General features: G+C 70.5%; 13 protein-coding genes. 4 read left to right on the forward strand and 9 right to left on the reverse strand.

What is annotated here, in order from left to right; genetic code table 11:
• Positions 1–20: 20 nt before the first annotated feature.
• From OG897_RS26045 to OG897_RS26055, 3 genes are all read right to left on the reverse strand, one after another.
• Positions 21–1,307, reverse strand: coding sequence for a DUF2092 domain-containing protein (locus OG897_RS26045; protein WP_266660510.1), 1,287 nt, complete (start codon positions 1,305–1,307; stop codon positions 21–23).
• Between the two features lie 290 nt (positions 1,308–1,597).
• Positions 1,598–2,608 (reverse strand): CHRD domain-containing protein, encoded by a 1,011-nt coding sequence (locus OG897_RS26050; RefSeq protein ID WP_266659862.1) that lies wholly within the window; start codon positions 2,606–2,608, stop codon positions 1,598–1,600.
• Between the two features lie 121 nt (positions 2,609–2,729).
• Positions 2,730–3,740 (reverse strand): polyprenyl synthetase family protein, encoded by a 1,011-nt coding sequence (locus tag OG897_RS26055; RefSeq protein WP_266659864.1) that lies wholly within the window; start codon positions 3,738–3,740, stop codon positions 2,730–2,732.
• Positions 3,741–3,969: 229 nt separating this feature from the next.
• Between OG897_RS26055 and OG897_RS26060 the strand changes: the two genes are divergently transcribed.
• Positions 3,970–5,505 (forward strand): peptide MFS transporter, encoded by a 1,536-nt coding sequence (locus OG897_RS26060; RefSeq protein ID WP_266660512.1) that lies wholly within the window; start codon positions 3,970–3,972, stop codon positions 5,503–5,505.
• A gap of 31 nt (positions 5,506–5,536) precedes the next feature.
• Entirely contained in the window at positions 5,537–7,528 is a 1,992-nt protein-coding gene (locus tag OG897_RS26065) for a CocE/NonD family hydrolase (RefSeq protein ID WP_266660514.1), read from the forward strand.
• A gap of 540 nt (positions 7,529–8,068) precedes the next feature.
• On the opposite strand, the gene OG897_RS26070 is transcribed toward OG897_RS26065, so the two are convergent.
• Positions 8,069–9,268 carry an FAD-dependent oxidoreductase gene (locus OG897_RS26070; protein WP_266659866.1) on the reverse strand — a complete coding sequence of 400 codons (1,200 nt, stop codon included), beginning with the start codon at positions 9,266–9,268 and terminating at the stop codon, positions 8,069–8,071.
• A 57-nt stretch (positions 9,269–9,325) separates the two neighbouring features.
• Entirely contained in the window at positions 9,326–10,609 is a 1,284-nt protein-coding gene (locus tag OG897_RS26075; protein WP_266659868.1) for an ATP-grasp domain-containing protein, read from the reverse strand.
• A gap of 277 nt (positions 10,610–10,886) precedes the next feature.
• Here OG897_RS26075 and fahA point away from each other — a divergent pair, with 277 nt between their 5' ends.
• Complete coding sequence (fahA, locus tag OG897_RS26080) at positions 10,887–12,125, forward strand: fumarylacetoacetase (protein ID WP_266659870.1); 1,239 nt, start codon at positions 10,887–10,889, stop codon at positions 12,123–12,125.
• Between the two features lie 61 nt (positions 12,126–12,186).
• The gene (locus OG897_RS26085) at positions 12,187–12,312 is read left to right on the forward strand and encodes a hypothetical protein (RefSeq protein ID WP_266659872.1); all 126 of its coding nucleotides are present in this window, start codon (positions 12,187–12,189) and stop codon (positions 12,310–12,312) included.
• 58 nt (positions 12,313–12,370) lie between these two features.
• Here the strand turns inward: OG897_RS26085 and recQ are convergent, their stop codons facing one another.
• The 4 genes from recQ to nuoL all read right to left on the reverse strand — a co-directional run bounded on the left by recQ (position 12,371) and on the right by nuoL (position 19,783).
• A complete protein-coding gene (gene recQ / locus OG897_RS26090; RefSeq protein ID WP_266660516.1) occupies positions 12,371–14,449 on the reverse strand; it encodes a DNA helicase RecQ in 2,079 nt (692 codons plus the stop codon).
• Positions 14,450–14,598: 149 nt separating this feature from the next.
• Positions 14,599–16,260: an NADH-quinone oxidoreductase subunit NuoN gene (gene nuoN, locus OG897_RS26095; RefSeq protein WP_266659874.1), complete on the reverse strand. Its 1,662-nt coding sequence runs from the start codon at positions 16,258–16,260 to the stop codon at positions 14,599–14,601.
• Positions 16,257–17,831: an NADH-quinone oxidoreductase subunit M gene (locus OG897_RS26100; RefSeq protein ID WP_266659876.1), complete on the reverse strand. Its 1,575-nt coding sequence runs from the start codon at positions 17,829–17,831 to the stop codon at positions 16,257–16,259. Before OG897_RS26100 ends, nuoN begins: the two co-directional genes overlap by 4 nt.
• Positions 17,832–17,836: 5 nt before the next feature.
• Positions 17,837–19,783 (reverse strand): NADH-quinone oxidoreductase subunit L, encoded by a 1,947-nt coding sequence (gene nuoL / locus OG897_RS26105; protein ID WP_266659878.1) that lies wholly within the window; start codon positions 19,781–19,783, stop codon positions 17,837–17,839.
• Positions 19,784–19,788 lie beyond the last annotated feature (5 nt).

The following is a 19,788-nucleotide window of genomic DNA, read 5'->3' on the forward strand; positions in this document are numbered from 1 at the left end:
CAACTCCCGTCACATCATGCCTACTTGGCCTCGTTGGCCGCCTTGACCAGCGCGTCCTTGGTGACCGCGCCGACGAACATCCGGCCGTCGTCCGTCATCAGGGCGTTGACCAGTCGGGTCGAGAAGACCCGGCCCTCGCCGAACTTCCCGGAGACCTTGTCGCCCAGCGAGTCCAGCAGGCCCTGTGCCTGCGGCGGCAGCTGGTCCTTGCCGTTGCCCGTGGCGGGCTTGGCGCCCTTCGTGCCGATCTGTGCGACCGAGGTCCAGCCCTCGCCGATGACCTTGACGTCCTGGCCGGGGCCGCCCTTGCCGAGGCCCTTCTCGACGTCCTGGCCGAACTCCTTGCCGAAGTCCTTGCCGAGGCCGAAGTCCTGACCGGAGCCGTTCTTCCCCTTCGAGGGGTCCAGCTTGTCGGCCTCGGTGACCTTCGCGCCCTTGGGCGGCGTGAAGTCGAACGTGCTCGCGTCCGGCTTGGCGAAGTCGACCTTGGTGAAGCCCGCCTCGACGACCGGCTTGCCGCCGTCGCTGGAGAGCAGCGTGAACTTCAGCGGCGTACCCGTCTTGGCGTCCACCGCGACGCGGATGTCGGCGACCGTGGAGCCGGACTGCTTGGGCTTCACGCTCAGCTGGTACGCGTCCCGCCCGGCCACCTGCGCGGTGCCGTCGACGGTGACCGAGGTGTCCTTGCCGGCCATCTTCAGCGCCTGCTCGGCGAACTCCTTGGGCGTGGTCGGCGTCCCCTCGGGCATCTTCTGCCGCTTGCCGGGCTTCGCGGCGTCCGAGCCCTTCGGGGCCTTCGCGTGGTACGCCTCGTTGGAGCCGCTGTCGTACGCCCAAACCTCGTCGCCGTTGTGGATGAGGCTGTACTCGGCGGCGTCGTCGAGGATCGAGACCTTCTGCCGCTCCGGGCCGTCGACCGCGACGCGCAGCGTGTGGGTGCCGGAGACGAGCTTGGTGAGCTGCTCCTTCGGGTCGGCGCCGGAGCCCTTGCCCTTGCCGCCGTCCATCCCGCCGAGGCCCTTGGCGATCCCGTCGAGGTTCGGCAGACCGAGGTCCGTGCTGATCTTGACGTTGCCGGAGAGCTGCTGGGTGTCGGAAGCGGCGATCTTCTCGATCAGCTGCTGTGCGGTGAGCTGCGGCAGGTCCGGGTCGCCCGCGTTGGCGAGCGCCGGGACGAGCCCGATGGTCGCCGCCGCGACTCCCGCCACCGCGATCGGCACGACGTACCGCGCGGCCTTGCGACGGCGCACCGCGCCGGTCCCCTCCGTGGTGCCCGTGGTGTCCTGTGCCGTGTCGTTCGGTGCCATGCCGTTCGGTGCCATGTGTGCTCTACCTCCGTGGTTGGCGGCCGTGTTCCGCTGCACTCGTGCCCACCCCGCGCCGCCATTCTCGCCCGGATTGGTGAGGAGTGGTGAGGTCAATCAGACCAAAAAGGCGCCCGCGATACGTCAGCCCTCGGCATCAACCTCATGTCCACCCACGGGATGACGGGAGCCACCCCTCTCTCCCCCGTTCTGCGGTGCGTGAGAGGGGTGGCTCCCTGATCCGACCCTGACCCGTTTCCGAAATCCGCAGGTCAGAGGTGCCCAGCGTCGGTTCAGCGCTGGATGAAGACGTAATCCGCCCGGTACGGCACCCCTGACAGGGACCCCGGGGTGCAGCTCCCGGCCGGGGCGACGCCGCCCACCGTGTTGAGCCGCAGGATCTCGGTCGTACGGGAGAAGAGCCCGCCCGGCCTGCCGGACGCCTGGCCCGCGAGGTCCAGCTCGGGGATGTTGTCCGCGCCGTTCGGGCTCCTGGAGATCAGGGTGCCGACGACCTTGCTGCGGTCCCTGGCGATCCACTGCGGGGTGCCGGAGTTCGGGGCGACGAAGGAGTGCGCGATGCCGCCCGCGAGCACGGCCCGTACGTCGCGCTGCTGGAAGGAGGTGGTGCCGTCGGCCGCCTTCTTGCACTCGTAGATCTGCTCGCCCCGCAGGACGGGGGCCCGGAAGTTCTCCAGCGCCCGCCCGAAGTCGAAGGAGCGGGTGACCCTGTGCAGCTGGCCGCGGACCGCGCCGCCGGGGAACTGCCGGGTGTGCAGGTTGGCGTAGAAGCCCGTGGGGCTGTCCTTGAGGGCCGCCAGCAGAGCCCGGTCCTGCACCCGTACGGAACCCTGCGCGGACCCCTGTGCGGAGCCCTGCACCGTCCGGCCGCCGCTCCTGCCCAGCTCACCGCTGAAGTCGACCTTGATGCCGCCGTTGACTCCCCGGTCGCCCTGGTGGATGTGCAGGGCGGACGGCCGGTCGGTGCCGCGCCACTTCACGGCGAACGACACCACGTCGCCCCTGACCTTCACGAACTGGAGGGCCACCCCGTCCCGGTCGCCGACGGCCGGGCCGCCCGGGGTGGGGACCTCGTTGGCCCCGTTCAGGCTGGCGGCGAAGAAGACCGCACCCCGGCTGTCACCGGGCGCACCCGCCCGCAGGGCCACCCCCTCGGTCGCCCCGTGCGCCGCGTGCCCGCTGCCGCCCCCGTCCGCCGAGGCCGGAAGAACGGCGAAGGCGACCCCTGCGGCAGCCGCGACAGCGGTCGTACCGACAGAGATCGCCTTCATACGCTTAGTCATGACTGCTCCCCGTACCGGAGCCGACGCCCCCTGCGTCAGCTTCTGCACTGGGGTACGGATCCGATCCGAGTCTGGACTCAATCCAGAGATGTGACGTGCGTCACACCACAGCGAGCGGGTGTCAGCCCGCCCGGTGCACCACCGCGTCGCACAGCTCCGCCAGCGCCGACTTCGCGTAGCAGTCGGGCAGCGGCGCGAGGGTGGCCCTGGCCTCCTCCGCGTACCGCACGGTGTCACGGCGCGCCTGGGCGAGGGCGGGGTGCACGCGCAGCCTGCGCAGCACCTCGTTCAGCTCCGCGTCGCCCGACAGATCCCCGTCGAGCAGCTCGCACAGTTCGATGTCCTCGGGGCGGCCGTGCGCCTCGGCCATGGCCCGCAGGTGCAGCACCGGCAGCGTGGGGATGCCCTCGCGCAGGTCCGTGCCGGGCGTCTTGCCCGACTCGTGGCTGTCGCTGGCGATGTCCAGGACGTCGTCGGCGAGCTGGAAGGCGGTGCCGAGGCGCTCGCCGTACTGCGTGAGGATGTCGACGACGCTCTCGTCGGCACCCGAGATCATCGCGCCGAAGCGGCAGGAGACGGCCACCAGCGAGCCCGTCTTCCCGGACATGACATCGAGGTAGTGCTCGATCGGGTCACGCCCGTCGCGCGGTCCCGCCGTCTCCAGGATCTGGCCGGTGACCAGGCGCTCGAACGCCTCGGCCTGGATGCGTACGGCCTCGGGACCCAGGTCCGCAAGGATGTGCGAGGCGCGTGCGAACAGGAAGTCCCCGGTGAGCACCGCGACCGAGTTCCCCCAGCGCGAGTTCGCGCTCGGCACTCCGCGCCGTACGTCCGCCTCGTCCATGACGTCGTCGTGGTACAGCGTCGCCAGATGCGTCAGCTCGACGACCACGGCCGACGGCACGACGCCCGGCGCGTAGGGATCGCCGAACTGCGAGGACAGCATCACGAGGAGCGGCCGGAAACGCTTGCCACCTGCGCGTACGAGGTGTTGGGCGGCCTCCGTGATGAACGGGACCTCGCTCTTGGTCGCGTCGAGGAGCCCCTCCTCGACGGCTGCCAGTCCGGTCTGGACATCGGTCTCAAGAGCCTGGTCCCGCACGCTCAGTCCGAACGGCCCGACGACGGTCACGAGGGTTACTCCTGTCTGCTGACGATCAAACGGATTGTCGATCTGTCGCTGGCATCACTCAACAAGTCAGCCTATCCCGTCGACTTTCGATCACCGAGGGCACCGCCCTGTTGCCCGCACCACCGTCACGCGGGCGTCACACCACCGTCCGGCCCCTCGGGCACGGTCCGAAGCACACCGGTATGTTCGTGGTGAGCTGATACGACCAGGAGTAAGCCCTTTGTCCCATATGGAGCCCAACCCTCAGCCCGACGAGTCCCCGGACGCCGCGACGGCGACCGAAGCGAGGGACTCCACCCAGCCACCCCCGGGTGACGACACCGCCTTCTTCGGCCAGCCCAAGGGTCTGATGACCCTGTCGGGCCTGGAAGTGTGGGAGCGGTTCTCGTTCCTGGGCATGCAGGCGATCCTCGTCCTCTACTTCGCGGCCACCGTCGCGGACGGCGGCATGGGCATGGACGCGGGCAACGCGGCCTCGCTCGGTGCGGCGTACGGCACCCTCGTCTACCTGGTGTCGGTCGCGGGCGGCTGGCTCGCCGACCGCATCCTGGGCTCGTACCGCGCCGTCCTGTGGGGCGGCGTCCTCATCGCCTGCGGCCACTACGCGATGGCCGTGCCGACGGACACGTTCACCTGGATCGGCCTCGGCCTGATCAGCGCGGGCACCGGCCTCCTCAAGCCGAACGTCGCCAGCATGGTCGGCAAGCTCTACAAGACCGCCGACGAGCGCCGCGACGCAGGATTCGCCCTGTACTACATGGGCATCAACATCGGTGCGTTCCTCGGCCCGCTGGTCACCGGCTGGCTCGCCGACCACAAGGGCTGGCACTGGGGCTTCTCGGCCGCCGCGCTCGGCATGACGCTGGGTCTGATCCAGTACGTCGCGGGCCGCCGCCACCTCGCGGGCCGCAAGGACCGCGCGGAGTTCGCGCTGCCGCCGGAGAAGATGCGCTCCACCGTACGCATGATCGTGATCGGCCTGGTCGCGGTCGCGGCCGTCTGCACGCTGCTCGCCCTGGTCGGCTGGCTGACGATGTCCCGGTTCGTGGACGTCCTCACCCTGATCTCGGTGATCGCGCCGGTCGTCTACTTCGCTGTGATGTTCCGCAGCCCCCGGGTGACCAGCGAGGAGAAGGGCCGACTGCGCCCGTACGTCGTCCTGTTCCTGGCCTCCGTCGCCTTCAACTTCATCCTCTTCCAGGCGTACTCGACGATGATGCTCCTGGCGAAGACGAACACCGAGACGGAGATCCTCGGCTTCACCTTCCCGGTCAGCTGGTACGCGTCCGCGCTGGGCGCCTTCGAGGTGCTGCTGGCCCCCGTGGTCGCCGCGCTGTGGGTGCGGATGGGCAAGAACCAGCCGCACGCCTCCAACAAGATCGCCATCGGTGTGATCCTCGGCGGCCTGTCCTTCCTCCTGATGGTCCTGCCCACCTCCGGCCACACGAGCGACACGTACAAGATGGCCGCCTGGTGGATCGTCGGCTCGTACCTCCTCCTCGGACTCGGCGACATCCTGCTCCAGACCTCCGGCATGTCCGCCACCACGAAGCTCGCACCGAGGGCCTTCGCCAGCCAGACCATGGCCCTCTGGTTCCTGTCCCTCGCGCTCGCCAACGGCATCCAGGCGCAGACCGTGAAGCTGTACGGCCAGGTCTCCAACCCCGCCTACTTCGGCGTCAACGGCGCCGTCGCGGTCGCGGCGGGCATCGCCGTCATCGCCGCCGCCCCCTGGCTCAAGCGCACCATGCACCCCGTTCACTGAGGTGGCCCATCCCATGCATCCCACGCGTCCTTTGCAGATACGCACCGACTTCCCGTACGCCACGACCCGCGAGGACATCACGATCCCGCTGGCCGACGGCACGCACCTGTACGCCAGGATCTGGCGCCCGGTCACCGACGCACCCGTCCCCGCCCTCCTCGAATACCTCCCGTACCGCCTCAGCGACTGGACCGCGCCGCGCGACTGGCAGCGCCACCCCTGGTACGCGGGCCACGGCTACGCGTCCGTACGCGTCGACGTGCGGGGGCACGGCAACAGCGAGGGCCTGCCGGGCGACGAGTACGACGCCCAGGAGCTGGCCGACGGCGTCGAGGTCGTCAACTGGCTCGCCGAACAGCCCTGGTGCACGGGCAAGGTCGGCATGTTCGGCATCTCCTGGGGCGGCTTCAACTCCCTCCAGATCGCGGCCCTCGCCCCGGAGCCCCTCAAGGCGATCGTCACCGTCTGCTCGGCCGACGACCGCTACGACAACGACGTGCACTACATGGGCGGTTCGGTCCTCGCCGTCGACATGCACGCCTGGGCGGCCACCATGCTCGCCTTCGTGTCCCGCCCGCCGGACCCGGCGCAGGTCGGGGACGGGTGGAAGGACATGTGGCTGAAGCGCCTCGACGCGGTCGACCCCTTCATCCACACCTGGCTGGCCCACCAGACCCGCGACGACTACTGGAAGCACGGCAGCGTCTGTGAGGACTACTCCGCGATCGACGCGGCGGTGCTCGCGGTGGGCGGGTGGCACGACCCGTACCGCGACACGGTCCTGCGCCTGGTGGAACACCTCGACCCCTCCCGCGTACGGGGTCTGATCGGCCCGTGGTCGCACCAGTACCCGGACCGGGGCCTGCCGCCGGGCCCGGCGATCGGCTTCCTCCAGGAAACCTTGCGCTGGTGGGACCAGCACCTGAAGGACGAGGACACCGGCATCATGGCCGAACCCCTCCTCCGCTCCTGGATCAGCGAGTCGCACCCGCCCGCCACGACCTATCCCTCCCTCCCCGGCCGCTGGGTCGGTGACACGTCCTGGCCGTCCCCCCTCGTCACCCCCGTCTCGTACGGTCTCCAGGGCCCGCCCGTGGTCGTCGACTCGCCCATGAACACGGGCCTCGACGCGGGCCGCTTCTTCCCGTTCGGCAACGACTCCGACCTGCCGCCGGACCAGCGCGACGAGGACGCCAAGTCGGCGAGCTTCGACTTCCCCGTCACGGACGCGCCGATCGAGATCCTGGGCCGGGCGAAGGTCCGGCTGCGCCTGACGATGGACGTGCCGCGCGGCCAGGCCGTCGCCCGGCTCTGCGACGTCGCCCCCGACGGCGCGTCGACGCTGGTCACCCGGGGCGTCCTCAACCTCTCGGCCCGCCACGGCAGGGACCGCGCGGACGCATGGCCGGTGGGCGCGACCGAGGACGTCTCCTTCGAACTGAACGGCATCGGCCACACCTTCCCGCCGGGCCACCGCGTCCGCCTCTCCGTCTCCTCGGCGTACTGGCCGTGGATCTGGCCGCAGGCGGACTCGGCGGGCTTCGTCCTGGACCCGGCGGGCTCGTCGCTGGAACTGCCGGTGCGCGCGCACACGGAGGACGCGGGGATTCGCTTCGAAGCGCCGGAACAGTCGCCTCCGCTGAACGTGGAGTTCCCGTCCGACCCCGACCAGCGCCCCGAGCGCCTGGTCGTACGGGACGTGGCCAAGGGCGAGTGGAAGCTGGAGGTGGACCCGCGCTACGGCGGCACGCGGATCTACCCGGACGGCCTCGAATTCACCGAGGAAGCGCTGGAGACGTACACGATCAACGAGAAGGACCCCCTGTCGGCGCGCACCCGCTCCGACTGGACGATCCGGCTGCGCCGCCCGGACCTGGCGTGGGACACGGAGGTGGTCACCCGGTCCGAGATCACTTGCGACGCTTCGGACTTCGTGACGTACAGCGAGGTGACGTGCAGGGAGGGGGGCGAGGTGGTCTTCCACAGGGTGTGGGAACGCAGGATCCCGCGTGCGGCGGGCTAGCTCTCGGGCTGCGAAGCAGGGGCGCGGGGCTGTATCTCTACGCGGCTCCGCCGCGGGGGCGCTCCCTGCTTCGCTGGGGCTGGGAGGGTGCGCCCCTTGAGGGGCGCGGGGAACTGCGCGACCAGCCCCCACGCACCCGCACGTCTCCGGGACAGCCGCGCGGCGAGCGCTTTAGGTGAAGGGGCGGGGAGGGGCAGCCCGCCGCAGGCGCACTGGGGTGCGGCGCACCCATGGGCGGAGGTAAGGGCGGGCGGCTCCGGGGCGAGCCCGGAGCGGAGGGGGCCGCCCCCTTGCCCGCCCGTCCCGCCCCCGGGGGGCGGCCCCGCCGCCCAAGGGGGCTAGACGGAAGCGGAGGGCGGAGCCCAAGGGGGCGAGGCGAGGCGGAGCGCCAGGGGGGGGCTGGGCGGAGGGCTAGGCGGAGTCGGAGGGGGCTGGGCGAGCCCCGCCGCCCAAGGAGGCTGGGCGGAAGCGGAGCCCGGAGGAGGCGGGGTGGGGGCGGAGCCCGGAGGGAGGCGGGGCGGGGCGGAGCCCGGGGAGGGGTCAGGTGAGGTGGGTTAGGCCGGTGGCCAGCCTCTTCGACGCGTACTCCGTCCCACACACGAACCTCATCACAGGCCCGAACGACCCCGCCGCCAAAACCCCCGTGAAGAAGAGCCCCGGCACGGACGACCCGTACCCCGCATCCAGCACCGGAGTCCCCCGGGACGTGACCAGCTCCGTCCGCAGCCCGTCCCCCAGGAAGTCCATGGCCGCGACATCGGTCCGGTACCCGGTCGCCGCCATCACGTGATCGGCTCCGATCTCCGCCGAGGGCCCCTCACCACCCCCCAGCGTGAGGACCGGACGCCCGTCCTCCACCCGCGCCCGTACGATCCGCCGCCCGTCCGTCACCTGCACGCGCCCCGTGAACCGCTCCCGCAGCCACCACGCCCCGAGCGGCCCGAGCACCCGCCGCACCAGATAGTGCCGCGCCGGAGCGGGCAGCCCCCGCACGTACGACGCGTGATACGTCAGCCCGTACAGCGACCAGGCCCGCCCGAACGGCGACTCCGGCCGCAACCGGGGCTGCCGGTCCGGCGCATCCCCGAAGGCCACCGCCCCCCTCCTCCGCGCCACGACCCGCACCGACTTCGCCCCCGCCTCCGCCATCAGCACGGCGTTCTCCAGCGCGGACTGCCCCGCGCCCACCACCAGCACGTCCTTGCCCGCGAAAGCGCCCAGATCCCGATGCTGCGCGGCATGCGAGATCGGCCCGCTCGCCGACGGCCCGTCGGGCGCCGCCGCCACCAGCTCCCTCGGCATCCTCGCCAGCCCCGAAAGCCCGCTCGCCACCACCACGGCCCGTGCCCGGACCTCCTCGCCCGAGTCCAGCTTCACGGCGAACTGCGACCCCGTCCGGTCGACCGAAACGACCCGCACCCGCTCCAGCTCCGGAACCAGCCGCCCCGCGAACCACTGCCCGTACGCGGCGAAGTCCTCGACCGGGATCAGGTCCCAGTCCGACTCGTACCGCCGCACCCCCGCCTCCGCGCAGAAGTCGATCAGGTCGTGTCCCGGCTGCGGCGCGTCGATGTTCGACGCGGCCGGGGTCGACTTGAGCAGCATCCCGGCGGGCATCTTGGTACGCCAGGCGACCATCGGGTCGCCGAAGACCCGCACCGGGACACCGCGGGCCTTGAGGTGTGCGGCGGTGGACAGACCGTAGGGCCCGGCACCGATGACAACGACCGGCAGAATCACAGAAGTTCCCCTCCCCAGGGTGAAACAGAAAGACTGCATACCCGGCACGACCCACCCCTATGTGGCGGTGCCGCGCCGCCCCGCCCGCCGCGCCCCGTACATCTCGTACAGGTGCCGCGTCCCCGGCCCCACCATCCGCGCCAGCATCGCCAGCGCCGGTTTCGGGTCGTCCGCCGCGAACCACGCCAGCTCCGTGGAGTCCGCCCGCCTCGGGACGTGCGGCGTCGTGTACCCGCTGCGGCGGTACGCGAGGAGTGCGGGCAGGTCGATGTTCTCGACCACGAAGCGGTGCCCGGCGCGCTGTTCCCCCTCCGGAACGGCCCGCCCGGTCAGATCCAGGTGCTGTGCCCGTACGACGTCCACGCCCGACTCGCTCTCGAAGAGCCGGAACTGGGCGCCCATGCGGGGGTTGAAGTCGAGCAGCTTGTACTGCCCGTCGCGCCTGTCGTAGCGCAGATCGAGGTCCACGATCCCGCTGAACCCGATCCGCTTGACGAACTGCGACGCGAGGCCCGCGAGTTCCGGATTGTCGACCACGTACGCGCACGCCGTCATGCCCGCGTGCGGCGGCCAGGAGCGCACCTTCACCCCGGTGAACATCGCCCGGGGCTCGCTGTGCGCGTCGAAGTAGGCGTGCACGATCCAGTCCTCGGCCTCCTCGCGCGGCAGGTACTCCTGGAGGATCACCCCCGGCGACTCGCCCCATTCCCGTGCCAGGGCGCGGAGTTGGCCGGGCCCCGCTATGCGTGTGGTTCCTCGTACGGCCGGGTGGTGACGGCGTACGAAGGCTTCCCGGTTCTTGGCGACCACCGGGAAGCGGGCCCGCTCCGCGAAGGCGACGACCTCGGCGTACGAGTTGGGGAACGCGGCCTCCGGGGTCGCCACCCCGTGCTCCGTGCACAGCTCGTGCAGCCCCTGCTTGCTGGCGAGGCGGCGCGGCAGGTCCGCCGGCACGGACGGGAAGAGGAAGGCCGGAGCCAGCTCCCGCTGGTGCTCGGCGATGAGCACGGCGGCCTCCTCGTCGGTCGGTACGAGGACGGCCGGGCGGCCGATGCGAGCGCCCACGCGCAGCAGGCCCTCCACGAGGCGGGCCGGTTCCTCCGTGCCGCTGGTGGGCCAGACGTACGGCCTGCGCAGATGCCGGGAGAGCGCCGCCGGGGTCCACCGGTCCTCGGTGATCGCGTACATGGGTATGCCGAGGCGGCCGAGGCTGCGGATCGCGCCGACGCCGCCGTGATGCAGTGGATAGTCACCGAACTTGACGATCAGAGCCGGAACCTCCCGGTCCGCCGAGGGCCTCGGCGTCCTGCCGCTGCGCCCCGGCGTGCTGCCGCTCCCCACAAGTCCCCCCTATGGACTTCCACGGATCAGGACCCACCCTGCGCAAGGACCCCTCGGGCCCTGTGGACCCCCTTGATCCCTTGGACCCCTCGGGCCCTTGGACCCTTGGCCCCTTGCACCCTTGGAAACTCCCGCCCGTGCCCCCAAAGGACGCTAAGCCGGAATTCCCGCCTCCACCCACGCCATTCAGGACATTACGAACTCTTTAGCCACTGCCGCCCCTGGCCTCCCCCACGTAACGTGTGTTCCAACGACCTGGAAAGCGAGGCAGCACCCCATGCCCGAGCAGTCCCCGCTCACGTCAGCGCTCGACGTTCCCGAAGGCGACCCCTTCGGCCCGCACAACCTCCCCTACGGCGTGTTCTCCACCGAGGAAGCGCCGGAGCGCCGCCGCGTCGGCGTCCGTATCGGAGGCCATGTGCTGGACGCGGGTGCCGCCGCGCTGGCGCTCGGCTCCCCGTACGCGCAGCTCCTGGCGCAGCCCTCGCTGAACCCGCTGCTCGCGGCGGGCCGCACCGCCTGGCGCGACGTGCGCCGCGCGCTCACCGCGTGGGTCACGAGCCCGGCGCACCGCGAGGACATAGAGCCGCTGCTGCACCCGCTGGGCGCGGTCACCCTGCACCTTCCGTACGAGGTCGCCGACTACGTCGACTTCTACGCGAGCGAGAACCACGCGACGAACGTCGGCCGGATCTTCCGCCCGGACGGCGACGCGCTGACCCCCAACTGGAAGCACCTGCCCATCGGTTACCACGGCCGGTCCGGCACCGTTGTGGTCTCCGGGACGGACGTGGTACGACCGTCGGGCCAGCGCAAGGCCCCCGCGGACGCGGCCCCGGTCTTCGGCCCCTCCGTGAAGCTCGACATCGAGGCGGAGGTCGGCTTCGTCGTCGGCACGCCGTCGAAGCTGGGCGAACCGGTCTCCCTGACCGACTTCCGCGACCACGTCTTCGGCCTCTCCCTCCTCAACGACTGGTCGGCGCGCGACATCCAGGCATGGGAGTACGTGCCGCTGGGCCCCTTCCTCGGCAAGTCCTTCGCCACGTCGGTCTCGGCGTGGGTGACTCCGCTGGAGGCCCTGGAGGCGGCCCGGGTGGCGCTGCCCGCGCGGGACCTCCCCGTCCTCCCGTACCTCGACGACTCCGACGAGGAGGAGGACGGCGGCTTCGACCTCCGGATCTCCGTCTCCATCAACGGGCAGGTCGTCTCCGAGCCGCCCTTCTCCACCATGTACTGGTCGGCGGCGCAGATGCTGACGCACATGACGGTCAACGGGGCGTCGCTGCGGACCGGTGACCTGTACGGGTCGGGAACGGTCAGCGGGCCGGAGGCCGCCCAGCGGGGCTCCCTCCTCGAACTCACCTGGAACGGCACCGAGCCCATCGAACTGCCCTCCGGCAAGCGGACGTTCCTGGAGGACGGCGACGAGGTCACGCTGACGGCGTGGGCACCGGGTCCCGACGGGACGAAGGTCGGTCTCGGCGAGGTCTCCGGACGGATCGTGGGACGGGGCTGAACCTCTCCGGCCGGGGAACCCTCACCTTCCCGAGGGCTCCCCGCCGTGGGAGGCCGATGCCGTGATGGCACCCCCTCCGCACCTCTGCCTGGCGGAGGAGCTGCTCCTCCTCGGACTCAACTCGCGAGGCTCGGGGTTGGGACGTGCGGGTGCGTTGGGGCTGGTCGCGCAGTTCCCCGCGCCCTGAATGCCCTCTCGCTCCGGGGCCACCCCAAGGGCCCGCGGCCCCCCGCCCCATGGCGCCCTCAGTCCTCCGGCGGCGGCTCCATTCCCCACTCCGGTTCCGGCTCCGCCGCCCAGTCCCACTCGGGCTCCGGAGACCGGGCCACCGCCGGAGCCGGATCCGGAGCCTTGGCCGGAACCGGAGCCGGGGCCGAAGCCTTGGCCGGGACCGTGGTCGAAGCCGGGGCCGAAGCCGGGACAGGAGCCGGAGCGCTCCCGAGCTCCGCCAGAACCTCCAACACGCCCTCCCCGAACGTCGTCAGCTTCTTCTCCCCGACCCCGCCGATCTCCCCCAGCTCCGCCAACGACCCCGGCCTCCGCACCGCGATCTCCTGCAACGTCGCGTTGTTGAAGACCACGTACGGCGGCATCCCCAGCTCCTTCGCCTGCGCCGTCCGCCAGGACCTCAGCGCCTCGAACACCGCAGCCGCCCCCTCCGGCAGATCCGCCACCGCAGCCGCCGCCTTGGCCTTGCGCTCCCCCCGCTCGGCCCGCGCCACCGCCACCTTCTTCGGCTCCTTGCGCAGCCGCACCTCACGCTCGCCGCCCAGCACCGCCCCGCTCGCGTCCGTCAGGACCAGCGTCCCGTACTCGCCCTCGACCGCCAGCAGCCCCTGCGCCAGCAACTGCCGTACCACGCCCCGCCATTCGGCCTCCACCAGCTCCTGGCCGATCCCGAACACCGACAGCTGGTCGTGGTCGAACTGAATGATCTTCGCCGTCTTCTTGCCGAGCAGGATGTCGACGATCTGCCCCGCCCCGAACTTCTGCTTCCGCTCCCGCTTCAGCCGCCACACCGTGGACAGCACCTTCTGCGCGGGCACCGTCCCGTCCAAAGTCTCCGGCGGGGTCAGGCACGTGTCGCAGTTGCCGCACTTCTCCGGCGCGCCCTCCTGCCCGAAGTACGCGAGGAGCTGGCTCCGCCTGCACTCCGCCGTCTCGCAGAGCGCCAGCATGGCGTCCAGGTGGGAGGCGGCCCGACGGCGGAAAGCCTCGTCCCCCTCACTGCCCTGGATCATCTTCCGCTGCTGGACGACATCCTGGAGGCCGTACGCCATCCAGGCCGTCGAAGGGGCCCCGTCACGCCCGGCGCGACCCGTCTCCTGGTAGTAGCCCTCGACCGACTTCGGCAGGTCCAGGTGTGCGACGAAACGTACGTCCGGCTTGTCGATGCCCATGCCGAACGCGATCGTCGCGACCACGACCAGGCCCTCCTCCCGCAGGAAGCGGGCCTGATTGCGGGCGCGGGTCCCCCCGTCGAGCCCCGCGTGGTACGGCACGGCCTCGATGCCCTGCTTGCACAGGAACTCCGCCGTCGCGTCCACCGACTTCCGCGACAGGCAGTAGACGATGCCCGCGTCCCCCGCGTGCTCCTCGCGGAGGAAGGCGAGGAGCTGCTTCTTCGGGTCGACCTTCGGGACGATCCGGTACTGGATGTTCGGCCGGTCGAAGCTCGCCACGAAGTGCTTCGCGTTCGGCATGCCGAGGCGGGCGGTGATCTCCTGGTGCGTCGCCGCCGTGGCCGTCGCCGTCAGGGCGATGCGCGGTACGTCCGGCCAGCGCTCGCCCAGTACGGACAGGGCCAGGTAGTCGGGGCGGAAGTCGTGTCCCCAGGAAGCGACGCAGTGCGCCTCGTCGATCGCGAAGACCGAGATCTTGCCGCGCGAGAGCAGGGACAGCGTCGAGTCCAGGCGCAGCCGCTCCGGGGCCAGGTAGATCATGTCCAGCTCACCCGCCAGGAACTCCGCTTCGACCGTGCGCCGCTCGTCGAAGTCCTGGGTCGAGTTCATGAACCCGGCCTTCACGCCGAGCGCCCGCAGCGCGTCGACCTGGTCCTGCATGAGGGCGATGAGAGGGGAGATCACCACGCCCGTGCCCGGCCTGACCAGGGACGGGATCTGGTAGCAGAGGGACTTTCCGCCGCCGGTGGGCATGAGGACGACCGCGTCGCCGCCGCTCACCACCTGCTCGATGATCTCCGCCTGCTCGCCTCGGAACGCGTCGTATCCGAAGATCCGGTGCAGCGTGCGCAGTGCATCACTCTCCGCGACCCCTGCTGTCTGCGTCCCGTCCACTTCCACCATCCCGCTCGCCCCACTCATCACGTTCATCGCGCCGTTCCCCCGATTCCGTTTCGCCACCTCCCACCACGGTAGGTGCACGCACTGACAACCGGGGCCAAAAGCCGCTGCCCGGCACCCCGCGAAGGGGCACCGGGCAGCGGTCACACACCGTAAGACCGTACGGGCGGCTACCTGACGAAGATTCCCGCCTGGCCCGCGAGGTCGAGGAAGTACTGCGGGGCCACGCCCAGCACCAGCGTCACCGCCACGCCCACCCCGATCGCGGTCGTCGTCAGTACCGACGGCACGGCGACCGTCGGGCCGTCCGCCTTCGGCTCGCTGAAGAACATCAGGACGATGACCCGGATGTAGAAGAAGGCGGCGACCGCCGAGGACAGCACGCCGACCACGACCAGGACACCCGCCCCGCCCTCCGCCGCCGCCTTGAAGACCGCGAACTTGCCCGAGAACCCGGAGGTCAGCGGGATGCCCGCGAAGGCGAGGAGGAAGACCGCGAAGACCGCCGCCACCAGGGGGGAGCGTCGGCCGAGGCCCACCCACTTCGACAGGTGCGTCGCCTCGCCGCCCGCGTCGCGCACCAGCGTGACCACGGCGAACGCGCCGATCGTCACGAAGGAGTAGGCGAGCAGGTAGAAGAGGACGGACGAGATGCCGTCGGGGGTGGCCGCGATGACACCGGCCAGGATGAAGCCGCCGTGCGCGATCGAGGAGTAGGCGAGGAGCCGCTTGATGTCGGTCTGGGTGATCGCGACGATCGCACCGCCCAGCATCGTGACGATGGCGATGCCCCACATCACCGGCCGCCAGTCCCAGGTGAGGCCCGGGAGCACGACGTAGAGGAGACGGAGCAGCGCGCCGAAGGCGGCGACCTTGGTGGCCGCGGCCATGAAGCCGGTGACCGGGGTCGGTGCGCCCTGGTAGACGTCCGGGGTCCACATGTGGAAGGGGACCGCGCCGACCTTGAAGAGCAGGCCCATCAGGATCAGCGCCATGCCGATCAGGAGCAGCGCGTCGTTGCCCATGGTGTCCGCGAGCGCCGGGGAGATCTGCTGGGTGGTGCCGTCGACGATGTCGGCGATCTTCGCGTACGAGACGGAGCCCGCGTACCCGTAGATCAGGGCGATGCCGAACAGCAGGAACGCCGAGGAGAACGCGCCGAGCAGGAAGTACTTCACGGCCGCCTCCTGCGACATCAGCCGCTTGCGGCGGGCGACGGCGCACAGGAGGTAGAGCGGGAGGGAGAAGACTTCCAGCGCGATGAAGAGCGTCAGCAGGTCGTTGGCCGCCGGGAAGGCGAGCAGGCCCGCGATCGCGAAGAGGGCGAGCGGGAAGACCTCGGTGGTGGTGAAGCCCGCCTTGACGGCCGCCTTCTCGGCGTCGCTGCCGGGCACCGCCGCCGCGTCCGCCGCGAAGGAGTCGACCCGGTTGCCGTGCGCCTCCGGGTCGAGCTTGCGCTCGGCGAAGGTGAACACGGCGACCAGCGAGGCCAGGAGAATGGTGCCCTGGAGGAACAGCGCCGGGCCGTCGACCGCGATCGCGCCCATGGCCGCGATGTGCGCCTTGGTGGTGCCGAAACCGCTGGCCGCGAGGCCGACGATGGCGGCGAAGGCGGCGGCGATGGCCACCACCGAGAGGAACAACTGGGCGTAGTAGCGCGCCTTTCGGGGCACGAACGCCTCGACCAGAATGCCGAGGACGGCCGCGCCGACGATGATCAGGATCGGCGACAGCTGCGCGTACTCGATGGTCGGGGCGTCGAACTTCAGCTCCGAGCCCGGAGCCGGGGCCGCCAGAGTCGTCCACAGGCTGTGGACAGTCACTGCGCTCACTTCGCGGCCTCCACTTCAGGCTTGGGGTCCTGCTTGTTCACGTCGTGCATGGTGTGGGTGATCGCCGGGTTGACGATGTCGGTGAGCGGCTTCGGGAAGACCCCGAGCCCGATCAGCAGCACGATCAGCGGCACCACCACGGTCAGCTCGCGGGCCTTGAGGTCCTTCATCCCGCTGACCTCGGCCTTCACCGGTCCGGTCATCGTGCGCTGGTAGAGCACCAGGACGTAGAGGGCGGCGAGGACGATGCCTGTGGTGGCGATGACGCCGACCACCGGGTACGCGGCGAACACGCCGACCAGGACCAGGAACTCACTGACGAAGGGCGCCAGGCCCGGCAGCGAGAGTGTCGCCAGGCCGCCGATCAGGAAGGTGCCGGCGAGCACCGGGGCCACCTTCTGCACCCCGCCGTAGTCCGCGATGAGCCGCGAGCCGCGCCGGGAGATCAGGAAGCCCGCGACCAGCATCAGCGCCGCCGTCGAGATGCCGTGGTTGACCATGTACAGCGTCGCGCCGGACTGGCCCTGGCTGGTCATCGCGAAGATGCCCAGGATGATGAACCCGAAGTGCGAGATCGACGCGTACGCCACCAGACGCTTGATGTCGCGCTGGCCGACGGCGAGCAGTGCCCCGTACACGATGCTGATCAGCGCCAGGACGAGGATCGCGGGCGTCGCCCACTTGCTGGCCTCCGGGAAGAGCTGGAGGCAGAAGCGGAGCATCGCGAACGTGCCGACCTTGTCGACGACCGCCGTGATGAGGACGGCGACCGGGGCGGTCGCCTCCCCCATCGCGTTCGGCAGCCAGGTGTGCAGCGGCCACAGCGGGGCCTTCACCGCGAAGGCGAAGAAGAAGCCGAGGAAGAGCAGCCGCTCGACGTTGGTCGACATCTCCAGGCCGCCGTTGGCGCGGAGTTCGGCGATCTCCGCGAGGGAGAAGGTGCCGGTGACCGTGTAGAGACCGATGACGGCGGCCAGCATGATCAGGCCGCCGACCAGGTTGTACAGGAGGAACTTGACCGCCGCGTACGACCGCTGGGTCGCCGCCGCCTCGTCCGTTCCGCTGTGCGCCCGGTCGCCGAAGCCGCCGATGAGGAAGTACATCGGGATGAGCATGGCTTCGAAGAAGATGTAGAAGAGGAAGACGTCGGTGGCCTCGAAGGAGATGATCACCATCGCCTCGACCATCAGGATCAGCGCGAAGAAGCCCTGAGTGGGGCGCCAGCGCTTGTTGTCCTTCTTGTCGAGGGGGTCGGCGTCGTTCCAGCCCGCGACGATCACGAACGGGATCAGCAGCGCGGTCAGCGCGATGAGCGCCACCCCGATGCCGTCGACGCCCAGTTCGTAGCGGACGCCGAAGTCCTTGATCCAGGAGTGGGATTCGGTGAGTTGGTAGCGGTCGCCGCTGGGTTCGAAGCGGATGAGGATGATCGCGGCCAGCACCAGCGTGCCGAGCGAGACCAGCAGCGCCAGCCACTTGGCGGCCGTGCGACGGGCGGCCGGCACGGCGGCGGTGAGGAGGGCACCGGCCGCCGGGAGGACCGCCGTCGCGGTGAGCAGGGGAAAGGACATCGTGATCAGACCGCCCTCATCAGCAGGGTCGCGGCGATGAGGATCGCCGTACCGCCGAACATCGAGACCGCGTACGAGCGGGCGTAGCCGTTCTGGAGCTTGCGCAGTCGGCCCGAGAGCCCGCCGACCGAGGCCGCGGTGCCGTTGACCACGCCGTCGACCACCTTGTGGTCGACGTAGACCAGCGAGCGGGTGAGGTGCTCGCCACCGCGGACCAGGACCACGTGGTTGAAGTCGTCCTGGAGGAGGTCGCGGCGGGCGGCCCGGGTGAGCAGCGAACCGCGCGGGGCGACGACCGGGACGGGCTTGCGGCCGTACTGGAAGTACGCGGCGACCACACCGAGCAGCAGGACCGCGATCGTCGCGCCGGTGATGACCGGGATGCTGATCGGCGGGTGCGGGTGCTCGAACTTGGTGACCGGGGCGAGCCAGTTGACGAAGCGGTCGCCGATGCTGAACACGCCGCCCGCGAAGACCGATCCGAAGGCGAGGACGATCATGGGGATCGTCATCGACTTGGGCGACTCGTGCGGGTGCGGCTCCGCATGGGCCCCGTGCGTCTCGGCGGCGGGCTCCACGTCGGGCTGGGCCGGGGAAGCGGTGGCTCTGTTCCGCCAGCGCTCCTCGCCGAAGAAGGTCATCAGCATCACGCGCGTCATGTAGAACGCGGTGAGGCCCGCGCCCAGCAGGGTGGCCGCGCCCAGGACCCAGCCCTGGGTGCCGCCCGCCGAGAAGGCCGCCTCGATGATCTTGTCCTTGGAGAAGAAGCCGGACAGACCGGGGAAGCCGATGAGCGCCAGGTAGCCGAGGCCGAAGGTGACGAAGGTGACCGGCATGTACTTCCGCAGGCCGCCGTACTTGCGCATGTCGACCTCGTCGTTCATGCCGTGCATGACGGAGCCCGCGCCGAGGAAGAGCCCGGCCTTGAAGAAGCCGTGCGTCACCAGGTGCATGATCGCGAAGGCGTAGCCGATCGGGCCGAGTCCGGCCGCGAGGATCATGTAGCCGATCTGCGACATCGTCGATCCGGCGAGCGCCTTCTTGATGTCGTCCTTCGCGCAACCGACGATCGCACCGAAGAGGAGCGTGACCGCGCCGACGACGGTGACCACCAACTGGGCGTCGGGGGCCCCGTCGAAGATCGCACCGGAGCGGACGATCAGGTACACGCCCGCGGTCACCATGGTCGCCGCGTGGATGAGGGCCGAGACCGGGGTCGGGCCCTCCATCGCGTCGCCGAGCCAGGACTGGAGCGGCACCTGCGCCGACTTGCCGCACGCGGCGAGCAGCAGCATCAGGCCGATCGCGGTGAGCTTGCCCTCGCTCGCGCCCTCCGCCGCACCCAGCACGGGCCCGAAGGCGAAGGTGCCGAAGGTGGTGAACATCAGCATGATCGCGATGGACAGGCCGATGTCGCCGACGCGGTTGACCAGGAACGCCTTCTTGGCCGCCGTCGCCGCGCTGGGCTTGTGCTGCCAGAACCCGATGAGCAGGTACGAGGCGAGGCCGACGCCCTCCCAGCCGAAGTACAGCAGGAGGTAGTTGTCGGCGATGACCAGGAGCAGCATCGCCGCGAGGAAGAGGTTCAGGTAGCCGAAGAAGCGCCGGCGGCGCTCGTCGTGCTCCATGTACCCGATGGAGTAGAGGTGGATCAGGGTGCCGACACCGGTGATCAGCAGGACGAAGGTCATCGACAGCTGGTCGAGCTGGAAGGCGATGTCCGCCTGGAAGGACTCGACCGGGACCCAGCTGAACAGCTTCTGGTGCAGGGCGCGGTCACCCGCGTCCTTGCCGATCATGTCGACGAAGAGCACGGCGCCGACGACGAACGAACCGGCGGCGAGCAGGGTGCCCAGCCAGTGGCCGATCTTGTCCAATCGGCGCCCGCCGCACAGCAGTACGGCCGCTCCGAGCAGTGGCGCTGCGACGAGCAGCGCGATCAGGTTCTCCACGATTC

It is taken from the genome of Streptomyces sp. NBC_00237 (genome assembly GCF_026342435.1).
GTDB lineage: Bacteria > Actinomycetota > Actinomycetes > Streptomycetales > Streptomycetaceae > Streptomyces.